Here is a 17,510-nt window from a genome sequence, read left to right on the forward strand (position 1 = left end):
CTAGTATCTTGAATTTTTATCAAATTGAACTGTAATTGATGGAGACCATTCTCTATTCAAATTCTCCATAGTGCTATCGATCATTGACTTGGTAAATGCTTCAACACTTCTTTCACTGGACAGTTGTTTTTTCAATTCTGCTTTCAGTGCATCTCTATTTTCTTGAATAATTTCTAAAGCCATTTCTTTGCAAACATCTGTTACTGTGCTATGAACATAGTAATCAATAAGGTTATATTTATTATCACTAGAGTAGTTACTAACTTTTCCATTTCTATCTACTTTTGTAGTTAACATTGTCTTAATGGCGGTATTAACTAAATCATCTTTAGCTCCAAGTGCTTCTGCTATGCTTGCTTGTACTACGTTTTTAACAATTTCACCTATATACTTTTCATCAACCTTTAAATCCAATCCCATAATATTGCTCATTAATTAGTCACTCCTTCAATTTTTAATTTTTGATTAGCTACCACTCGACAAAGTATTAACTGGCCAATAGGTTCCTTAAATTTGGTTATGGACTCAGCATTATCAATAAATACTGGGGTAATCACTTCACTTTGAGCAGATAACACATCTCTAAGTTCTAAGCCAGCTCGAATAGTTTCAGATAGTGATAGCTTGCTATAAGGTTTGCCATCCATTTCAATTTCAAAGTCTGGCTTAATTTCTCCATCTGTCTTATTCTGTTTGAACAATCTAACTGAAAGAGTAGTAAATAAAGCTTGTACTTTTTCAGCTTGTAATTCAGCTTCTTTTGCTTTGTAGTCCTTAATGCTATCTAGAATAAAGATGGATTCGTTTAGCGTTTCTAAGCACTCTTTTTCCTCTGCTTTTGCTTGTTCTACCTGGTCCACGTAATGCTTATAATCTTTATGTTTAGCAATCTCTTTTTCTAGTGGTTCTATCTTAGATTGCAATTCCATAAGTTTTTCTCTTGTTTCAGAAACATCGATATATTCCAATGTTTTTAGTTCTTCTTCCAATTTTGTTCGTTGAGCAATAACATCATTAAAAGAAGCTTTAAAGTTATCCATTCTTTGTTGTTTTTCTTCTTCTGCTGCCTTTAAGGATTCATCTTGCAAAGGCTGTTTACAAACACGACAATGGTCCTCAATCTTTTCTTCTTTGAGTAGAGCCCAATCATCTTTCATGCTGTCTCTCTCTTTATTCAGATGATGAATTTGAGAATTAAGCACATTAATTCTTCCGTTAACCGTACTGGCAGAATCGTTGATTTCATCTAGCTCTTTTCTTTGCTTAAGTAATGGCTTCAATTCAGCTTGCAATGACTCTAACGGAACACTTGGAGCATGATATTCTAATTGCTCTTTTAGTGTTTTTGTTTTACTTTGTGCAGCAATATACTGTTTATCCAGGCGCTTCTTTTTATCTGAATGTGCTGCCTTCACATCATCTATAGATTGCTTTTTAAGCAGTGGTTCAAGTACTTCTGATTGCTTGTCCAGCATATGCTTTAATACTTCTTTTTTTAATGGAGCAGAAACATATTGCAGCAACATAGCCCTTTGCTTTTCCCAATGCATAGTGAAAAAGTAATTTGGATTATAAAGTGATAAAAACAAATCCTTATCAAATAATTCATTCACAAAGTTATTAAATTTTGTTGCAGCTGTCGGTACTTCGTTGACATAGCATTGTGATTTACCTTTTTTTAATACACGTTCTATTAGCACTTGTTTTCCATCTACATCAAGCAATAATGAAACTTTTGTTTCGTCCGAATCATAAGTAATCGGAGTAGGATCTAGTTTACTTCCAAAAGTATCTGTGTTATAAAGTAACCATGTAATGGATTGCGGAATGGTTGATTTACCTTCCCCATTGTCCCCTGTGATATCAGTTCTCTCGCCAAAGGAAACCAGGATATCACTGTGGGACTTGAAATTAATAAGTTTTAGTTCTTTAAATTGAATCTTCATAATGTCCCTCCTATAATTTTTGTCCGCATTTCCCACAATAAGGTCCGTTATAGTGTTTTCTAGAAAAATTAAATTGTTCTTTAGTAAAGTGCCATTTAACTTTACAATCCTTACATTTCACTCTTTTATTTGGAGTAAGAAGATTTAATAAACGATTCCACATATGTATCACCACCTTTCAATAGAACATCTTTTGTTCATCAAATTTTGCAAGTTGTGTAAAAAGAGTACCGACTTTTGTCGGTGTAATAATTAGTCAATACATATAAATGTGTGAGAAATTCCAGACTCATCGTTTGGTGTTAATTCAGTACAAGCTTGAATTTCTGCTAAATCACTGGAACGAAAGGCTATTTCCATCGCTTCATTTTTGTCTTTTGCATCAATTAATAACCATTGCTCTTGAGAATCTTCTGTTTCTCCAAAACATATGAACTTTTTCATTTACTTCACTCCCTTCTTAACGATCTAATTCAATATCTTCTAAACGAGTCCAGTATTCTTCACCTGTTTCTTTTATTAAAACCCTAACATCCACTCCAAAATTTCCTTCGACTGCATCAATTATCTTGAATGTTTTATTTATTGAACCAGTTTGACCGATAAGGTCTGTTCTTTTTCTAGATTGTTGTTCCATGTTATTTCACTCTCATTTCATAATATTTACGGCTTTTCTCCCTAGCCCAATCTGCCTTTTTAAGATGTCCTTTCAACGTCATTTCAAATGCGAAGTTTAGTAGCATTTCTGATTTTTGATAGTTGCTCATTTAGATCACTTCCTATCTTCTTTTGTAAATATAAGTATTAATGTAACTATGTTGTTTAAAAGAACACCTACAACTAACAATTCAATGTGTTCCATTATATTAATGGTCTCCATGTCTTCACCCATGAAATGGCTTCTTCATAATCAAGTTTTCTCAAGTCACGATAGGTCGGTACTCCAAAAGCATCTCTAAAGTTTCTGTGGATGCATGGGAACAATTTCTTTAGGTCTAGTCCATTCGGATTGGCTGTTTCGAATACTTTGTACACTCGCTTCTTAATCTGCTTCTGCAAGGCATTCTGTTCGAATGAATCTATTCTTACGTTATCTTCTAGTTTGGATAGCCTGCCATCGTATTCAACCAGCTTTTCCTCGTGTTCTAAAGTTAGTTTTAAGGCTTCTACACGTTGTTCACGATCTGTAAGTACTTTGGGTTTTCTTAGTTCTTCTTCCATTGCGTTAAATGCTTGAATGTATTTTTCTTTGTATTCAGCAGCTTTTGCACCTGTGTAACCAAATACTAGAAATGCTAATCCATCACGTTTAATTAAGTATTTTTTATATGTTCTATTTCGTTCATCCGTATAATCGATCTCCGCAAAATTGTGGAGATTAAATTCTTCGCTACATTCCAAATTTCTAATATCTCGTAGTACAACATCGTGTCGTTTCCCAAACACTTCTGCAACTGTCAAACTATCTGTGAATACTTGATTGTCATTTACAAAAACTAATTGGCTCATTTTGTTTCTCCTTCTCCTGTATTGACGTTGCTACCGTCTATTCTGCTATAAGTATTTTCATTAACCGTCATTGGCTCGGTTCACAGCGCTTTGGATAATATAAATTTGCGTCTGTCCACGCTTTTTTTATTTGTTACCATTCGTCCATAATTTCTTTCATTACTTGTTTTGATTCTTCATAGAACCAAAATCTTTTACCTTTTTCTTTGCGTCTCTCCAGCAACCTCATTCTCGGATCCTGGAGAAACTCATTTTCTAAGAATGATTTACTCATACAAGTTCGTTTGGACATCTGATCTAAATCCCAAGTAAATAAAGCTTCTCTTAATGTTTCTTCTAATTTTTGGTTAATATAAGATTTGACTTCTGATTGGTTAACATTCACTTTTACTTCAGCAATGTTCAAACTAGATCACCTCCTTTCGAGCTATCTGATTTTCCTTTTTAAATAGATACTCAAGAGTAAATTCCGGGAATAACCGATCTCTTATTAGCAGTGCTTCTTCGAAACTAAATGAATAATGACCATTCATCTTGTCGTAAATTGTTGCAACTCTCTTATCAAGAAGTGCTGCAATATCTTTAGCAGTAAGTGCTTTACGGGATAACTCTGCCTTTAAGTTATTTAACAAGCTAAAACCTCCTTTACTTGTTAAGTTCGATACTCAATTTCGTATCTTGTGTTTATCATATACTCAATTTCGTATTAAGTCAACGAAATAATTTAAAAAAATATGCAAAATCGTATTTTTTCTATTTACAATTCTACTTTTATCTATATAATGGAATTATAGACATACGATTTTTCGTATAAAAACGACTCGGGGGAGAATAAGAAGTGAAAGATGTTAGAACAGAAATTATAAGAAATTTAATAAATGAGAAAGCGTCATCCATGAAAGCTTTTGCGGAAAGTATTGATCTTCCATATACAACATTACGTTCAATGTTAGAACGTGGAATCGGAAATGCTTCAGTAGATAATGTATTAAAAGTGTGTAAAGGACTTAACATTACTACTGATCAATTAGAGAAAATGGCAAATGACGAAGATTATGAAATTGAAACAATTGCTGCACACCATGATGGTGAAGAATGGACTGAAGAAGAACTAGAAGAAATTGAACGCTTTAAAGAATTCGTGAGATCCAGACGTTCTAGGGACTAAAATTATGAACTATGAGACTCTTTTAGTAGAAGCAGAAACATACAAAGTAGATGTATTTGAAAGAAAACTACCGTCATCTATGAAAGGGTTATATAGTGACAGAATTATATGGATAAATAAAGATCAATCATCTACTGAAAAATACTGTACTTTATCCGAAGAAATAGGACATCACCTAAAAACAAGTGGTCATATCTTGGATTTAAAATCTCTTGTGAATAGAAAACAGGAGAAACTTGCAAGAAATTGGGGATATAAAAAACTTGTTCCTTTAAAAAAGATTGTACAAGCCCATAAAGCTGGAATAAAAAATAAGTATGAATTAGCTGAATTTCTTAATGTAACAGAAAAGTTTTTAGAAGAAGCTATTAATCGTTATAAAGAAGAATATGGGCTTTTTAAGATTGTGGATGGCTTAACGATTTCTTTTGATCCATTAAGTGTTGTAGAATTTTTTGAAGAATTTTAAGGAGGTGATTGTGTTTTCATAAGCCCTAAAAAGTGTCTGTCCACGCTAGAAGGGATTTACTATGAAGTTACACAAATCAAAAAAGGATAACGAACTATATTATTATTTCAATACTAAAAAAGAAAAGTTATGGTGTTATCGTCATAAATATTATGATTCATCAGGAAAAAGAAAAGAGAAGAAAAAGCAAAATTTCAAAACCGAAAATGAAGCTTATAGGGCTTTGTTAGAAGTAAGAACATCCACAATGGATGGGGAAATAAAGAAAGTGGAGCATAATAATTTAACCATAAGTGAATGGTTGGATATTTGGTTTGAAACTCATAAAAATGAATGGAAACCAACTTCTCAATTGCAGCGTTCTAATGCCATAAAATATCAAATGAAACCTTTATTGGGTAAATATAAATTAGCTGAGTTAGATAAAACAACTTATAAAAAAGTGTATATTAATACTTTGCTAAAAAAATATAAACCTAGTACAGTACAACTATTTCACCGTTTATTTAAGGTTGCTATTAACGCAGCTGTTGATGATGAAATAATACCAAGAAATCGATTCAATAAAATTACTATTGAAAATGAAGAACCGAAAGATAATTTCTATACAGCAACAGAATTAAACCAATTCCTTAAACAAGCTAAAGAAGTTGAAAATATAACGAATTATTCACTAATATTACTTCTTTCGTTTACTGGATTAAGAAAAGGTGAAGCGCTAGGCTTAACTTGGGAAGATATTAATTTCGAAGATAAAACCTTATCTGTAAAACGCACTAGAGATAATAAAGGTGTCCGTTCCCCAAAAACTAAACGTAGTACCCGAGCTATTTTAATTAATGAGGAACTGGTTAAACAACTTAAAGTATATCGTAGATGGTGCAAAGAGATAAAGTTATCGTTCGGATATAAATTAAAAAATGATGATTTTATATTTATCTCATATCAAACTGCTACTCCTATTACTGAAAATACTATCATGTATTCCATGAGAAGAGTTTCTAAAGAAATTAATCTGAAAACCATATCCCCCCATGGTCTAAGACATACTCATGCGACTATTTTAATTAGTCAACGAATACCTGTGAAAGTAATTGCTGACAGATTAGGAAACACTCCACAAATGATATTAGATATTTATGGTCATTCTTTTAAAGATCTCGAAGAAGAATCAATTGCCGCCTTTGATAATGCGTTAAAGCAAATTGGGGCTGGTTTTGGGGCTAGATAATAAAATAGGTGTTTAAAAGACTTATATAATAAGGGTTTGTGAGAGTGGTGAGTTCTAATCTCCATAACAGCTGTACTTTATAAACCGTAAATTGAAAAATAGACAATTTTATTACTCAGTTAGATGAAAGTTTTTTTGTGGAAAAAAATCTAACCATTTTTATTGTTTCTTAATGGTTTATCCACAAAATTAATCAAGTCAAAGTGGTAGAAAATACTAAATTTGAATGAGCAATAAAACTGAAAAGACCGAGGAAATTAAGATAAACGGAATGAAAAGCATAGCAAAACAAAATGAAAAATAATCCTTCGTTCAGCTACGAGGACCCAAGAATTTAATAAAGTAATAAAAGCTTCTAATTTTGGCAAAATTCATTTTTATGATCCTAAGAATACTCAAGTCTGCAAGCTAGTGCGACCTGCAAATTACCATCAAGAGTGTTTCATAGGATATGAAGCTTCTCACTTGAACCACTTGGGAAATTCACAATGTTGAAAGTGAAAAATATTACCTAAAATTATGAAAAAAAACAATATAAATAAGAAAGAGAAGCTGAGACTTTGGTCAGCTTCTTTTTCTTATTTATAGTTAAAAGTATAAAAATATAGAATAGCGTTAAAAGCATTTACAAATATTAACTATATTAAATAGATGTTATAAGAAAGAGGTATCAGCATGGTTAATAATAAAGTTTTAACTTCTGTTGAATATGGAGCTTTATGGACGACTTATCAAAAGAAAACCATGATTTTGTGTTTTCTACAATATTTTATTGAAAAGTCAGAAGAACCAGAAGCGAAGGATTTAATGAAAGGGCTTCATGATAAATTGAATACTAAAGTTAACGAAATTAGAAATATATTAGAGGGTGCTGGTGCTATAATACCAAATGGTTTTACGAATGATGATGTATATTTAGATGCTCCGGTATTGTTTGAGCAGGGTTTTGATATTATGTTTTCTAGAATCCTAAAAGAGATTAGCATGGGAATGTATGTTTTACACACAACCATCTCTTATCAACCTGACATTATTAATTTATATAGATCTTTAACAGAGTTAACACAGAAATATTATTATTATTTTACGGAATATTTATTAGATCATAAATTAATGTTGAATCCACCTGTAATAAATATGCCACATTCAAAAAGTTATATTGAAGATCCAAGCTATATGAAAGGAACAAATATTTTTGGGAATAAAAGAAACTTCAATGTCGTCGAGTATGGATTACTTTATCATTCACTAGAATCAAACGTATTGGGGATGCAATTAATGAAAGGATTTGCTCAAACTTCTGCCAATTCAGATGTAAAAGAGTATTTTCAAAAGGGGTATGAACTAGCAAAGAAAATTTATTTGGAAACAGAGGAAATGCTGCTAAACAGTGATATTCTGACACCATCTATTGTGAGTAGAAAGGTAACATCTTCTACTACTGCTCCATTTTCAGATAAGTTAATGATGTTCTGCACATATTTGTTGAATGGATTTAGTATAGGTGGACAAGGATTTGGAGCAGTGTTTTGTCTGAGGAACGATGCTATACTTCAGTCAGGAGTTTTTGCGAAAGATGTTCTCTCATTTGGTTTAAAGGGAGCGCGAATAATGATGGAAAGAGGTTGGTTAGAAGAACCTCCTAGTATGAATAACTAAATAAGAAAGAAAAGGAACATCAAATGACTTGGTGTTCCTGTTTGTATTTTATATACCCTCATACCACAACCCTATTTCAGCATAATGTAATACAAGGAGGGTGGGGTTGCGGCCAAATGATTATTTTTATAGTAAATTTTCTACTGCAAATAATAGGAATACAATAAATCATAATATGAGGAAAATATTTGGTGATTGGCTGACTCCTTGAAATGGAGAGCTTATTTATTTATTATTTCGGATTATTTATTTTATCACAAATCGTACAACAGTTACGAGGCCCTTAACTTGATTTTTGCTACACAAACACGAAAACCCATTTATCCTAGATCGTTAACAACTCAATAAAAATTGCTACTGTTCCCAAAATTCGCTTTCATGACGTGATACTAGACATACTCACGCAACTATTTGTCTGGTAGCTGGTATGACATTAAAAGAAGTACAGGAACGCTTAGGACATAGCAGCATAAAAACTACCGGTGATGTTTATGCACATGTCACTGAATTAATGAAAGAAAAAACAGTTGATTTACTTGAGAAATTCATCTCAAAATAAGTTTTTTTGCAAGGTATGTGGTCAAAATGTGGTCAATGTGTACATACCTTGCTTAAAAAACCTTGTTATACCAACGTTAATCTCGCCACTGCCTCCACATGCATCGTTTGAGGAAACATATCCACAGGCTGCACTTCTTCTGTCTTGTAGCCACCATCCTCTAATATGCGCAGATCACGAGCTAAAGTCGCTGGATTACATGACACATAGACAACTTTCTTTGGCTTCATATCAAGAATTGTTTGCAGCAATGCTTCGTCACAGCCTTTTCTTGGTGGATCTACTACTAAAACATCTGCTTCATTTCCTTCTTTATACCAGTTGGGGATAACTACTTCTGCTTTCCCTACTGCAAAATCGACATTGTGGATATCATTTAAAACAGCGTTATTTCTTGCATCTTCAATTGCTTGTGGCACAATTTCGACTCCAAATACTTTACTTGCTTTTTTTGCCAAAAATAAAGAAATGGTGCCAATTCCACAATAGGCATCAATTACTTTCTCTTCTCCACTTAAAGCAGCATAATCCAATGCTTTCTCATAAAGCACCTTTGTTTGTTCCGGGTTTACTTGATAAAAAGAACGAGCTGAAATAGCAAATTTTACATCGCCAATAAAATCCGTAATCGTCTCTTCTCCCCAAAGTACGCGAGTAGCATCTCCCATTATCACATTTGTTTTTTTGTTATTCACATTGTGGATAATCGATTTAATATTTGGTACTTTTTGAACAATTTCATCAACAATTGCTTTGCGATTGGGGATATCCTGTGTACGGCTAATTAAGACAATCATGATTTCCTTCGTAACCAGCCCTCTTCTTACCATAATATGGCGTAAATCTCCCTTATGATGAGCTTCGTCATATGCGCGGACTCCATATTTTGAACAAATATCTTTTACTGTATTTACGACATAATCATTTTCTTCTTGTTGGATGAGGCATTGTTCCATGTTAATAATTTGATGAGAGCGTTGTTGATAAAATCCACCAATGAGGCCACCTTCTTGTTCTCCAATTGGCACTTGGGATTTATTACGGTAACGCCAAGGGTTTTCCATCCCCAATGTTGGATGTACAATCGTTTTGATTTTTCCAATTCGTTCTAACACATCCTTCACATGTTTATGCTTTGTTTTCAATTGTCCTTCATAGCTTAAATGCTGTAATTGACAACCGCCGCATTCCTTGTAAATAAGGCATGGGGCTTCCACACGATAGGGACTTCTTTCTTTAATCTCTAGGAGGCGGCCAAAACCGTAATTCTTATTTGTTTTAATTACTTTTACAGTTGCTTTTTCACCTGGAAGTCCATTGGGGATAAAGAGGGGATAACCATCTATCTTTGCCACACCTGAACCTTCATGGGTTAAATCTTCAAAAACTATATCTATTATATCGTTCTTTTGAACGGGTAATGTTTTACTCATTATCGTCTTCCTTTACGTCGAGATTTCCGAAAAAAACAAGCGTGGTAATTGTATCATATTATGAGGAAAGCGTCATTGGTCTATGCATAATCTTTAATTATTATCCAAAACAAAAAGTGAGAGGATTCTTCCTCTCACTCCTTGTTATTGTCTGTTTGTAACTTCTCTTTATAATCCTTGATATCTGGTCGGTCTTCATCACGAATCGCTTCAAGCGGCACAAATAACTCAAAGTGACGATATAAATTAATAAATTCAGCTGGCAGTAATCCGCCAAATTCTCCATCAAGATTTACTTGTACTTTCTCATCTGAGCTGACCTTTATATGGTTCGCATTCGTATAAATGACATTAGGATCATTTATATGTTCACCTCGTAAAGCAAGGGACGCAATTCGAATAAATTCTGCAAGGTTTGCCTTTTTTAAGATCAATAGAGAGAATAACCCATCATTAATGGATGCGCCAGGGGCTAACTTTTCAAAACCGCCAACAGAATTAGTCAGGCCTACAAGAAACAACATCGCTTCTCCATCAAATAACTTGCCGTCATACTCGATTCTGACATGCGAAGCTTTAATGAAAGGCAGCATTTCGATTCCTTTTAAATAGTATGCTAACTGTCCAAGCATGGTTTTCAATTTACTAGGAACTTCATAAGAAATTTCTGTTAAATGGCCGCCGCCGCTAATATTAATGAAGTATTTGTCATTCATTCTTCCAATATCAATCGGAATGGTATCGCCTTTTGCTATAACATCTACTGCACCTATGACATCTCTGGGAATATGCAATGCTCTTGCGAAGTCATTTGTCGTTCCTACTGGAATAATTCCAAGCTTTGGACGATATTCCTGTTCTGCCATTCCGTTAACAACTTCATTAATCGTTCCATCACCGCCTGCAGCAATGACGAGATCAAATCGTCTTTCTACGGCTACTCTCGCTGCATATGTTGCGTCCTCTGGTCCAGTCGTTGCATGGCAGGAAGTTTCATACCCTGCCTCTTCTAATCTTTTTAGCACCTCTGGTAAATGTCTTTTAAAAGCTTCCCGACCTGAAGTAGGATTATATATTATTCTTGCCCTTTTCATGTTCATCATCCTATAATCAAGATTCATTTTTTTCCATAACCAATAACATCATCATATACGATACTACTTGCTTAGGCAATGTTTAACTCTAGTTATTACCATGATATGTAACTTTTTCATGCTAAGTGTCCATGTTTCAAGCATCTTCCCACATTATAACCCAATCTATTAGTTCATCATACTTTTCTCATTCTTATTCCTGTTTTTTTCTATTAATCAAACGTTTGATTAACTTTTTTTCGCCCTTCCTTGCAGCTATTCATCCTTTCTAGAGGAATTCTGACAAAATAGAAAGACAGAAAATCGCTAGACAATGCCTTATTCAAAAAGAAAGATCTTCCTCAAATTAATCATCTGATTCCAATCTTTCCTCCTTATATTAATGATTTGTTATATCTAACGTACCACTATCAAAAATGTGAATGGATGAGCCCCCCTTCCCTTTTTGCAAAAATGCAGTAGTTATTTCTTCTACATGCTTCTCTTCTTTATTTGGAAATTCCCAATCCTCCTGTTCCCGATTGTTAATGAGTGTATCATCTACGGAGACTTTCACATTTTTTGTTTCATCTAATATTAAATCAATTTGCGGAACATTATTAATTGTCCAATTGTTTTTTAAATCACGCGGATTTACTGTAATGTCATTTTGCAAATCAACAATATCTAACTTTTTGCTCGTTGGAACAAGAATAGTAGTATTCATAGAAGCATAGTCCTTGTAAAATTCAGAAACACGATATGGCAATTGCTTTAAACGGATAAATAACGTATCACCCTTTTGCGATACAAGCAGATAATCTTCCGGCTTTAAAACATCCTTCTTCTTCGATTGAACAGCTCGATAGGTTCCAAATAGAGAAAGGACATCATCGTTTGTTCCTTCAATCGTAATTGGATTTTGCTGATTGTCAGATTCAATGACAATTCTTTTAATATCATCCTTCATTGCATAATTAAATTCAGGTAAATCACTTGTTACTTCCTCTCTTTTTAACCCTTGTTCCACTATATCCATAATCCCTGATGATTGGAGAAATACCATCGCAATCCCAGCTGACCCAATTATTCCAACTATAATTATACTGAAAAGATCAAAGCTTAAATATGGTTTCTCTTGTTTAGAGGAAAACAAGTACAATAAAATTTCTATTCCAAGAATAACTAAAATAATTGGCCACCAAACTTTTAAAACAGTCACTATTTTCCAATCAAAAAACTGCGTAAATAATAGAAATACACCAAGAAATACTAATGATAAGCCCATCGAAAAAGTGCCCACTCGCCATGTTCGCATTCTCTTCTCTCCTTATGTAAGGCCTTAGCTATTTGAAACAGCTTCAAAAAAACCGAGGCCGTAATCTCTCTTTCCATAAACCACTTAGACTTTTTTCTTCTTCGTTCCTTTTAATAGATGAATACCACCGATAATAAGAACTAGACATACGATTCCTGTCTGGAAATATTGATAAAAGAAAAAGCGTAAATCCACATTGATTACATTTTGGATAATAGGTGAAAAGATCGGTAAAATAATATTAATCATTAAATAATATAAACCAATTACTAATAGACCAATTCCAAACCATTTTTGGTAGTTAATCAAATAAGCAATTACAGGGGTATCCTCTAACTCCTCTTCTCCAACTCTCGATGCCTTTTGTAATCCATCAAAAAAGCTGTAGAACCAAATAATCGGAATAACGAATAAAAATAGTCCTAACCTTAATTCATTAAGAATAAAAATAGAGAACAAGAATGCAGCCATTAGCTGAATCCCTCTTTGCTGTAATCCTAAATATAAATGCCCTGCTCCAGGAAACACAGATAAGAAGGTCGCAATAAATTTGCTTTTCTTTCCTTCTTCTCTGTTCTTTTCAAAGTCTTGGAAAATCGTAATATCTTCTAACTTTTCTCCATTCAGTTTTTTATTAAACTGCTGGGAAACGTCATAAAAACCGTAAATCCAAATAACTGGCAATATAGCTAAAAACAGAAGGAACTCGTTTGTATAGGTCAGAAACGCGATAAATATAATCATAATTCCTAAGCCTAAAAATGTCGTTAAAAGGGTTATTCCTCGGTAAACTAATCCTAGCTGGATATGCCCCAATCCAGGGACAAACGATAAAACAATCGTATAAAACCGCTCAGACTCCGTTGTTTTTGCTAATATAGGCGCAGTCTCCCCAGTTTCAGAATCCGCAGCAAAACTGACTCGTTTCTTTAAATAGCTGCTGGTCGTAATTAATGTGTCGATAAAACTAATGCAGTAGATAATAAAACCAATAAAAACTACTATAAATGTTAACTCATTGAAGTATCCTGAACTAAATATCACAATAGACATAAACGCTAGTCCAAATACTGCTAGCCCGTAAAAAAAGCCTCGCAGTTTTTTTCCAATATAGAACAGGCCGCCACCTGGAAAAAATGCTAAGATTGTCGCAACAATCGGGTTTTTCATTTTTTAACTTCCTCCTTCTTACTACCATCAAATGAATCCATCCAGGCAAATGTCTTATCCACTAAGCCACCTGATTTCGGCTCATTTTTTAAAGATACTTCCGTTTTTTGAATTGTTTCTGTATGTTTTACAATGGACTGAAAAAATCCTGCCGACATGAGAATCAAAGTAAGACTCGCGGCAATTGCATAATGGAATATGGATGACTGATAAAAAGGCCGTTTCTTTTCTTCTATTGTTTTTATCTCCATATTTTCATAGGATATTTTTTGCATAATATCATTCATAAAAGCTGCTTCATCTGAAATTGAAGGAAGGGTCTCCTCTTGCTTGTCTACTGCATCTATATATAATTCTAAGCATTGATCGCATGTATACAAATGATCTTCAAGCAGTGATCTTTCCTTCTCACTTAGTTCATCTTTTACATACTTCATCCAATAATCTTTAGAATAATGTGCGGTCATAAAAATTCTTCCTCCTTCCAATGCGTTTTGATCCAGAGTCTTGCGCGATACAACTTCGTTTCAATTGTTTTCACTTGAACATTTTGTTCTGCTGCCATTTCTTGATAACTTTTTTCTTGAATGTAAAAACCATAAATGACGTCCCTGTAATTAGCGGGGACTTCCTCCAATCTTTTCTGCACAAGTCTTTGTCGTTCCCGCCTCAACACTTCTAATTCTACATCATCGGTCTGAGAGCCTCCTATATGGGATTCCAGTTCTTCTGCCATCTCTTCTTTTCTTCTTTGTTTTTTTCTTCTCATATCAATAGCATGATTGATAGCAATTCTTGTTATCCATGTTTTAAATCCTTGATTCTCATATTTGGGGAGAGAGGTATAGATTTTAATAAACACTTCTTGTGTAGCATCTTCCGCTTCTTTTTGGTCCTTTAAAACGCTGTATATCGAACGAAACAAGTAATCTCGATGCTTTTCCACTAACAAACGAAATGCGTGATCATTTCCTGCTTTTATCTTTTCAATTAATACTTGATCACTAATGGCCTCTCCCCCCTTTCCTGCCATTCTATATAATAGACGGTACTGGATTGTCATACCCCTACAGTTTTTTATTTTTTTCATAATTATGGACTCTCTTTTGTAATAGTATCATTATTACATGAAACTTTTTAGCCTTACTTTCGTATTTCATCTATAGCAAATTATCAAAAGGAGAATGTGCATGCATTATTTATTTGCATTACTAGCTTTAACACTGAATCCATTTATATGGAAAAGTCATTTTAATAAAAAAAGATTTCTTGTCTTTCAAATTACTCGCTTGTTCGCTGGGATTCTTATCATATTTTGTCTTGATTATTTTCAACTAATTGATCATTCTTTACAGGCTCTCTTTAAATTCGGCTCTATTTTCCTTGCCTTTTTCTTACTCTTAGACTTACTATTTGGAAAGGTAAAGGGATACAGAATAACTGGAATTTTATTCTTGTATTTTGTTTTATTCAGCCTGTATGTCCAATTTATTTATCCTTTAACGATTACTGGAGATAAATATCAGTTTGTTCAGGAAAAAACAACCGTTATTGATAAAGAAGCTGTTTCCACAAATGAAAAGCATATTGTCGTTGTTCCTGAAAGCTACGCACGCTATCGAAGTGAGAAAAAACTTGGAGAGGTTTCTCATCCTTCCTATTACGATTTAGGAACCTCTACCTTGCAAAAAATTGATGATCATCTGTATTGGGTAACACCGATTGAATATACCGGCTTCTTCAAATGGATCAAAGGGGAGGATGTACCTGGTTTTATTAAAATGAGCGCAGAGGATGAAAATGAGGATGCCATTTTGGTTAAATCATCCATGAAATATGTGCCCTCTGCATTCTTCCAAAAAGACTTAAAAAGATTAGTAAGAAGTAAGCATAAAGATACAATTTTACTTGAAGCCAGCTTTGAGCCAGACGATAATGATAAACCATATTATGTCGTGCCGTATGGTCAGTACAATAAATTCCGTGAGATAGTAGATATTAAAGGAATATATATTATTGACCCTGCCACTGGGGAAATAAAGGATTATGGAATGGACAATATACCTGATTTTATTGATCATGTCATTCCTACAAGTGTGGCGGAAGATTGGAATGAATGGTATGGTAAATATATTCATGGCTTCTGGAATACACTATTCGCAAAAGAAGATATGAAACTACCAACTGCTTGGGAAGATATGAATGAAGTAAATGGTGTTTTTAATGAAGACTTACAATTGCATTGGTTTACCGACTTCACACGTCCAAAATCAGATAGTGGAAGCATGGTCGGCTATTCGATGCTTAATGCTCGTACTGGTGCTCTTACCTTCTACACAGAGGCAAATGGATCTTTAAATGGAAAATCCGCCATAAATGTTGCAGAGAAAACCTTCCGTGCTCAAAAATATGAGGCTGGCACTCCGCTGCTCTATACGATTTATGGTCAGTTCACATGGGTTGTTCCGCTCATGGACAGCAATCATGTACTAAGAGAAATTATGTTAATCAACGCCAAGGATGAAAAAGTTTATAGTTATCATACAGAAAAAACAAAGCTGTTTAATGATTATAAATATGCGCTTGTCACCTTATTAAAGAATGATAAAACAGTTCCTAACAATATCGCGGACAAAAAAACAATCACTGGCACTGTCGACTATGTATATAAGGCAGAAGTAGAAAATAGCACGATTGTTAAATTTATGTTAGAAGGAAATAAAACCATTTTCCAAGTTTCATCAAATGATTTCCCATATAGTATTTTCCTAGAAAAGGGTATGCAGCTAACCGTAGATTATGTGGATACAGAAGAAATGATTGTTACGGTTGAAAAATTAAAAATTAGCAATCAAGAATTAAATTAATTAAAAGTTTTTCCGATGCAAGAACCTAAAAAGACTGGAACTTAACAAAAAAATAGTATCTATTGTTTATAATATAGGGAGAAGGGAACAAACTTCTCCCTCTTTCTGCATAGAATAAAAGAGGAGAACAAAGATAGTGTTTTAAACTAGTAAACTTCATTTATAGGAAAGGAGTAATGTATTTGCTTATTCTACTACTAGCTTCCTACTTAATTGGTTCTTTTCCGACCGCCTTAATTATCGGTAAAGTTTTTTATGGCATTGATATTCGGAAACATGGAAGCAATAATCCAGGAGCGACTAATTCTATTCGCGTATTAGGCAAAAAAGCCGGAATTGCTGTTCTTCTGCTCGATGTTGGAAAAGGAGCACTCGCTGCAAGTCTGCCCTACTTATTAATGGTAGATGTTAATCCCTTGTATACTGGATTAATAGCTGTTATTGGTCATTGTTTTCCAATCTTTGCAGGTTTTCGCGGCGGAAAGGCGATCGCTACAACTGCCGGCACCTTACTCATTGCTAATCCTGCTCTATTTTTGATTTCCTATTTTGCTTTCTTTGCTGTTATATTTATTACAAAATATGTGTTTCTTGGTAGTATTTCTGTTGGAATAACCATTTTCTTATATGCACTATTTTCACCCGATATCCAGCATGACTGGCTCTTTTTCTTGTATTTATTACTATTAATCTTTTTACATCGCTCTAATATTATAAATTTTATTCATCACAAAGAACCTAAAGTAAATGATAAAAACATAAAAAAGGATCGAATTAACCCGAAGAAGATTGTCTAATCCCCTTCTTTGGACAAGCTTTTTAAAAAAATTGTTGATTATGAACTTTTCCTGGGAAATACTGTCGAATGATTGGCAATCAAATAAGGGAGTTGCTCTTTGGAGAGCAGCTCCTTTATTTTGTAGTTTTTTGGTGGTGGGGAGTGCTTGCTGGGATGATGTGGTTTGGCTGATTCTCCTTCTGCTTTGGCTGATTTCCCACTCACTTTGGCTGATTTCCTCCTCGCTTTGGCTGATTCCCCACTCACTTTGGCTGATTCCCCACTCGCTTTGGCTGATTCCCCACTCACTTTGGCTGATTCCCCACTCAC

General features: G+C 34.0%; 22 protein-coding genes. 7 read left to right on the forward strand and 15 right to left on the reverse strand.

Going from position 1 to position 17,510, the window contains the following annotated elements:
* The 8 genes from BCI01S_RS20220 to BCI01S_RS20245 all read right to left on the reverse strand — a co-directional run bounded on the left by BCI01S_RS20220 (position 1) and on the right by BCI01S_RS20245 (position 4,087).
* On the reverse strand, positions 1-432 hold the full coding sequence (locus tag BCI01S_RS20220) for a hypothetical protein (RefSeq protein WP_061800884.1): 432 nt from the start codon (positions 430-432) through the stop codon (positions 1-3).
* The gene (locus BCI01S_RS20225) at positions 432-1,946 is read right to left on the reverse strand and encodes an AAA family ATPase (protein ID WP_061800885.1); all 1,515 of its coding nucleotides are present in this window, start codon (positions 1,944-1,946) and stop codon (positions 432-434) included. The genes BCI01S_RS20220 and BCI01S_RS20225 overlap by 1 nt, the downstream gene beginning before the upstream one ends.
* A gap of 252 nt (positions 1,947-2,198) precedes the next feature.
* Positions 2,199-2,390: a hypothetical protein gene (locus BCI01S_RS20230; RefSeq protein WP_047943125.1), complete on the reverse strand. Its 192-nt coding sequence runs from the start codon at positions 2,388-2,390 to the stop codon at positions 2,199-2,201.
* 16 nt (positions 2,391-2,406) lie between these two features.
* Positions 2,407-2,583 carry a hypothetical protein gene (locus BCI01S_RS25680; RefSeq protein ID WP_167555741.1) on the reverse strand — a complete coding sequence of 59 codons (177 nt, stop codon included), beginning with the start codon at positions 2,581-2,583 and terminating at the stop codon, positions 2,407-2,409.
* 1 nt (position 2,584) lies between these two features.
* Entirely contained in the window at positions 2,585-2,713 is a 129-nt protein-coding gene (locus BCI01S_RS26265; protein ID WP_268874877.1) for a hypothetical protein, read from the reverse strand.
* A gap of 94 nt (positions 2,714-2,807) precedes the next feature.
* Positions 2,808-3,455, reverse strand: a complete 648-nt coding sequence (locus BCI01S_RS20235; protein ID WP_061800886.1) for a Rha family transcriptional regulator — start codon at positions 3,453-3,455, stop codon at positions 2,808-2,810.
* A 133-nt stretch (positions 3,456-3,588) separates the two neighbouring features.
* A complete protein-coding gene (locus BCI01S_RS20240) occupies positions 3,589-3,861 on the reverse strand; it encodes a hypothetical protein (protein WP_061800887.1) in 273 nt (90 codons plus the stop codon).
* A gap of 1 nt (position 3,862) precedes the next feature.
* Positions 3,863-4,087: a hypothetical protein gene (locus BCI01S_RS20245; protein WP_061800888.1), complete on the reverse strand. Its 225-nt coding sequence runs from the start codon at positions 4,085-4,087 to the stop codon at positions 3,863-3,865.
* Between the two features lie 206 nt (positions 4,088-4,293).
* On the opposite strand from BCI01S_RS20245, the gene BCI01S_RS20250 reads away from it, so the two are divergent.
* From BCI01S_RS20250 to BCI01S_RS26055, 5 genes are all read left to right on the forward strand, one after another.
* Positions 4,294-4,623 carry a helix-turn-helix domain-containing protein gene (locus BCI01S_RS20250; protein ID WP_082810107.1) on the forward strand — a complete coding sequence of 110 codons (330 nt, stop codon included), beginning with the start codon at positions 4,294-4,296 and terminating at the stop codon, positions 4,621-4,623.
* A 4-nt stretch (positions 4,624-4,627) separates the two neighbouring features.
* On the forward strand, positions 4,628-5,092 hold the full coding sequence (locus tag BCI01S_RS20255) for an ImmA/IrrE family metallo-endopeptidase (RefSeq protein WP_061800889.1): 465 nt from the start codon (positions 4,628-4,630) through the stop codon (positions 5,090-5,092).
* Between the two features lie 61 nt (positions 5,093-5,153).
* Positions 5,154-6,323, forward strand: a complete 1,170-nt coding sequence (locus BCI01S_RS20260) for a site-specific integrase (RefSeq protein WP_061800890.1) — start codon at positions 5,154-5,156, stop codon at positions 6,321-6,323.
* Positions 6,324-6,998: 675 nt separating this feature from the next.
* Entirely contained in the window at positions 6,999-7,982 is a 984-nt protein-coding gene (locus tag BCI01S_RS20265; protein ID WP_061800891.1) for a DUF3231 family protein, read from the forward strand.
* A 427-nt stretch (positions 7,983-8,409) separates the two neighbouring features.
* On the forward strand, positions 8,410-8,541 hold the full coding sequence (locus tag BCI01S_RS26055) for an integrase (RefSeq protein ID WP_061800892.1): 132 nt from the start codon (positions 8,410-8,412) through the stop codon (positions 8,539-8,541).
* Between the two features lie 65 nt (positions 8,542-8,606).
* On the opposite strand, the gene rlmD is transcribed toward BCI01S_RS26055, so the two are convergent.
* The 6 genes from rlmD to BCI01S_RS20300 form a co-directional block, all read right to left on the reverse strand.
* A complete protein-coding gene (gene rlmD / locus BCI01S_RS20275) occupies positions 8,607-9,974 on the reverse strand; it encodes a 23S rRNA (uracil(1939)-C(5))-methyltransferase RlmD (RefSeq protein ID WP_061800893.1) in 1,368 nt (455 codons plus the stop codon).
* Positions 9,975-10,108: 134 nt separating this feature from the next.
* Positions 10,109-11,068 (reverse strand): diacylglycerol kinase, encoded by a 960-nt coding sequence (locus BCI01S_RS20280; RefSeq protein WP_061800894.1) that lies wholly within the window; start codon positions 11,066-11,068, stop codon positions 10,109-10,111.
* A gap of 379 nt (positions 11,069-11,447) precedes the next feature.
* Complete coding sequence (locus BCI01S_RS20285; RefSeq protein WP_061800895.1) at positions 11,448-12,365, reverse strand: hypothetical protein; 918 nt, start codon at positions 12,363-12,365, stop codon at positions 11,448-11,450.
* A gap of 84 nt (positions 12,366-12,449) precedes the next feature.
* The gene (locus BCI01S_RS20290) at positions 12,450-13,535 is read right to left on the reverse strand and encodes a hypothetical protein (RefSeq protein ID WP_047944990.1); all 1,086 of its coding nucleotides are present in this window, start codon (positions 13,533-13,535) and stop codon (positions 12,450-12,452) included.
* A complete protein-coding gene (locus tag BCI01S_RS20295) occupies positions 13,532-14,002 on the reverse strand; it encodes an anti-sigma factor family protein (protein ID WP_047944991.1) in 471 nt (156 codons plus the stop codon). The genes BCI01S_RS20290 and BCI01S_RS20295 overlap by 4 nt, the downstream gene beginning before the upstream one ends.
* Complete coding sequence (locus tag BCI01S_RS20300; RefSeq protein WP_309325827.1) at positions 13,999-14,625, reverse strand: RNA polymerase sigma factor; 627 nt, start codon at positions 14,623-14,625, stop codon at positions 13,999-14,001. Before BCI01S_RS20300 ends, BCI01S_RS20295 begins: the two co-directional genes overlap by 4 nt.
* A gap of 100 nt (positions 14,626-14,725) precedes the next feature.
* Between BCI01S_RS20300 and BCI01S_RS20305 the strand changes: the two genes are divergently transcribed.
* Both BCI01S_RS20305 and plsY read left to right on the forward strand, forming a co-directional pair.
* Positions 14,726-16,402 (forward strand): hypothetical protein, encoded by a 1,677-nt coding sequence (locus BCI01S_RS20305; RefSeq protein ID WP_047944993.1) that lies wholly within the window; start codon positions 14,726-14,728, stop codon positions 16,400-16,402.
* 176 nt (positions 16,403-16,578) lie between these two features.
* Positions 16,579-17,199, forward strand: a complete 621-nt coding sequence (gene plsY, locus BCI01S_RS20310; protein WP_047944994.1) for a glycerol-3-phosphate 1-O-acyltransferase PlsY — start codon at positions 16,579-16,581, stop codon at positions 17,197-17,199.
* A 38-nt stretch (positions 17,200-17,237) separates the two neighbouring features.
* Here the strand turns inward: plsY and BCI01S_RS20315 are convergent.
* Positions 17,238-17,510 (reverse strand): hypothetical protein (locus BCI01S_RS20315; protein ID WP_218009481.1); only part of this gene is annotated, 273 nt, incomplete at its 5' end.

Source organism: Niallia circulans NBRC 13626 (assembly GCF_001591585.1).
In the GTDB taxonomy this organism is placed as follows: domain Bacteria; phylum Bacillota; class Bacilli; order Bacillales; family Cytobacillaceae; genus Niallia; species Niallia circulans.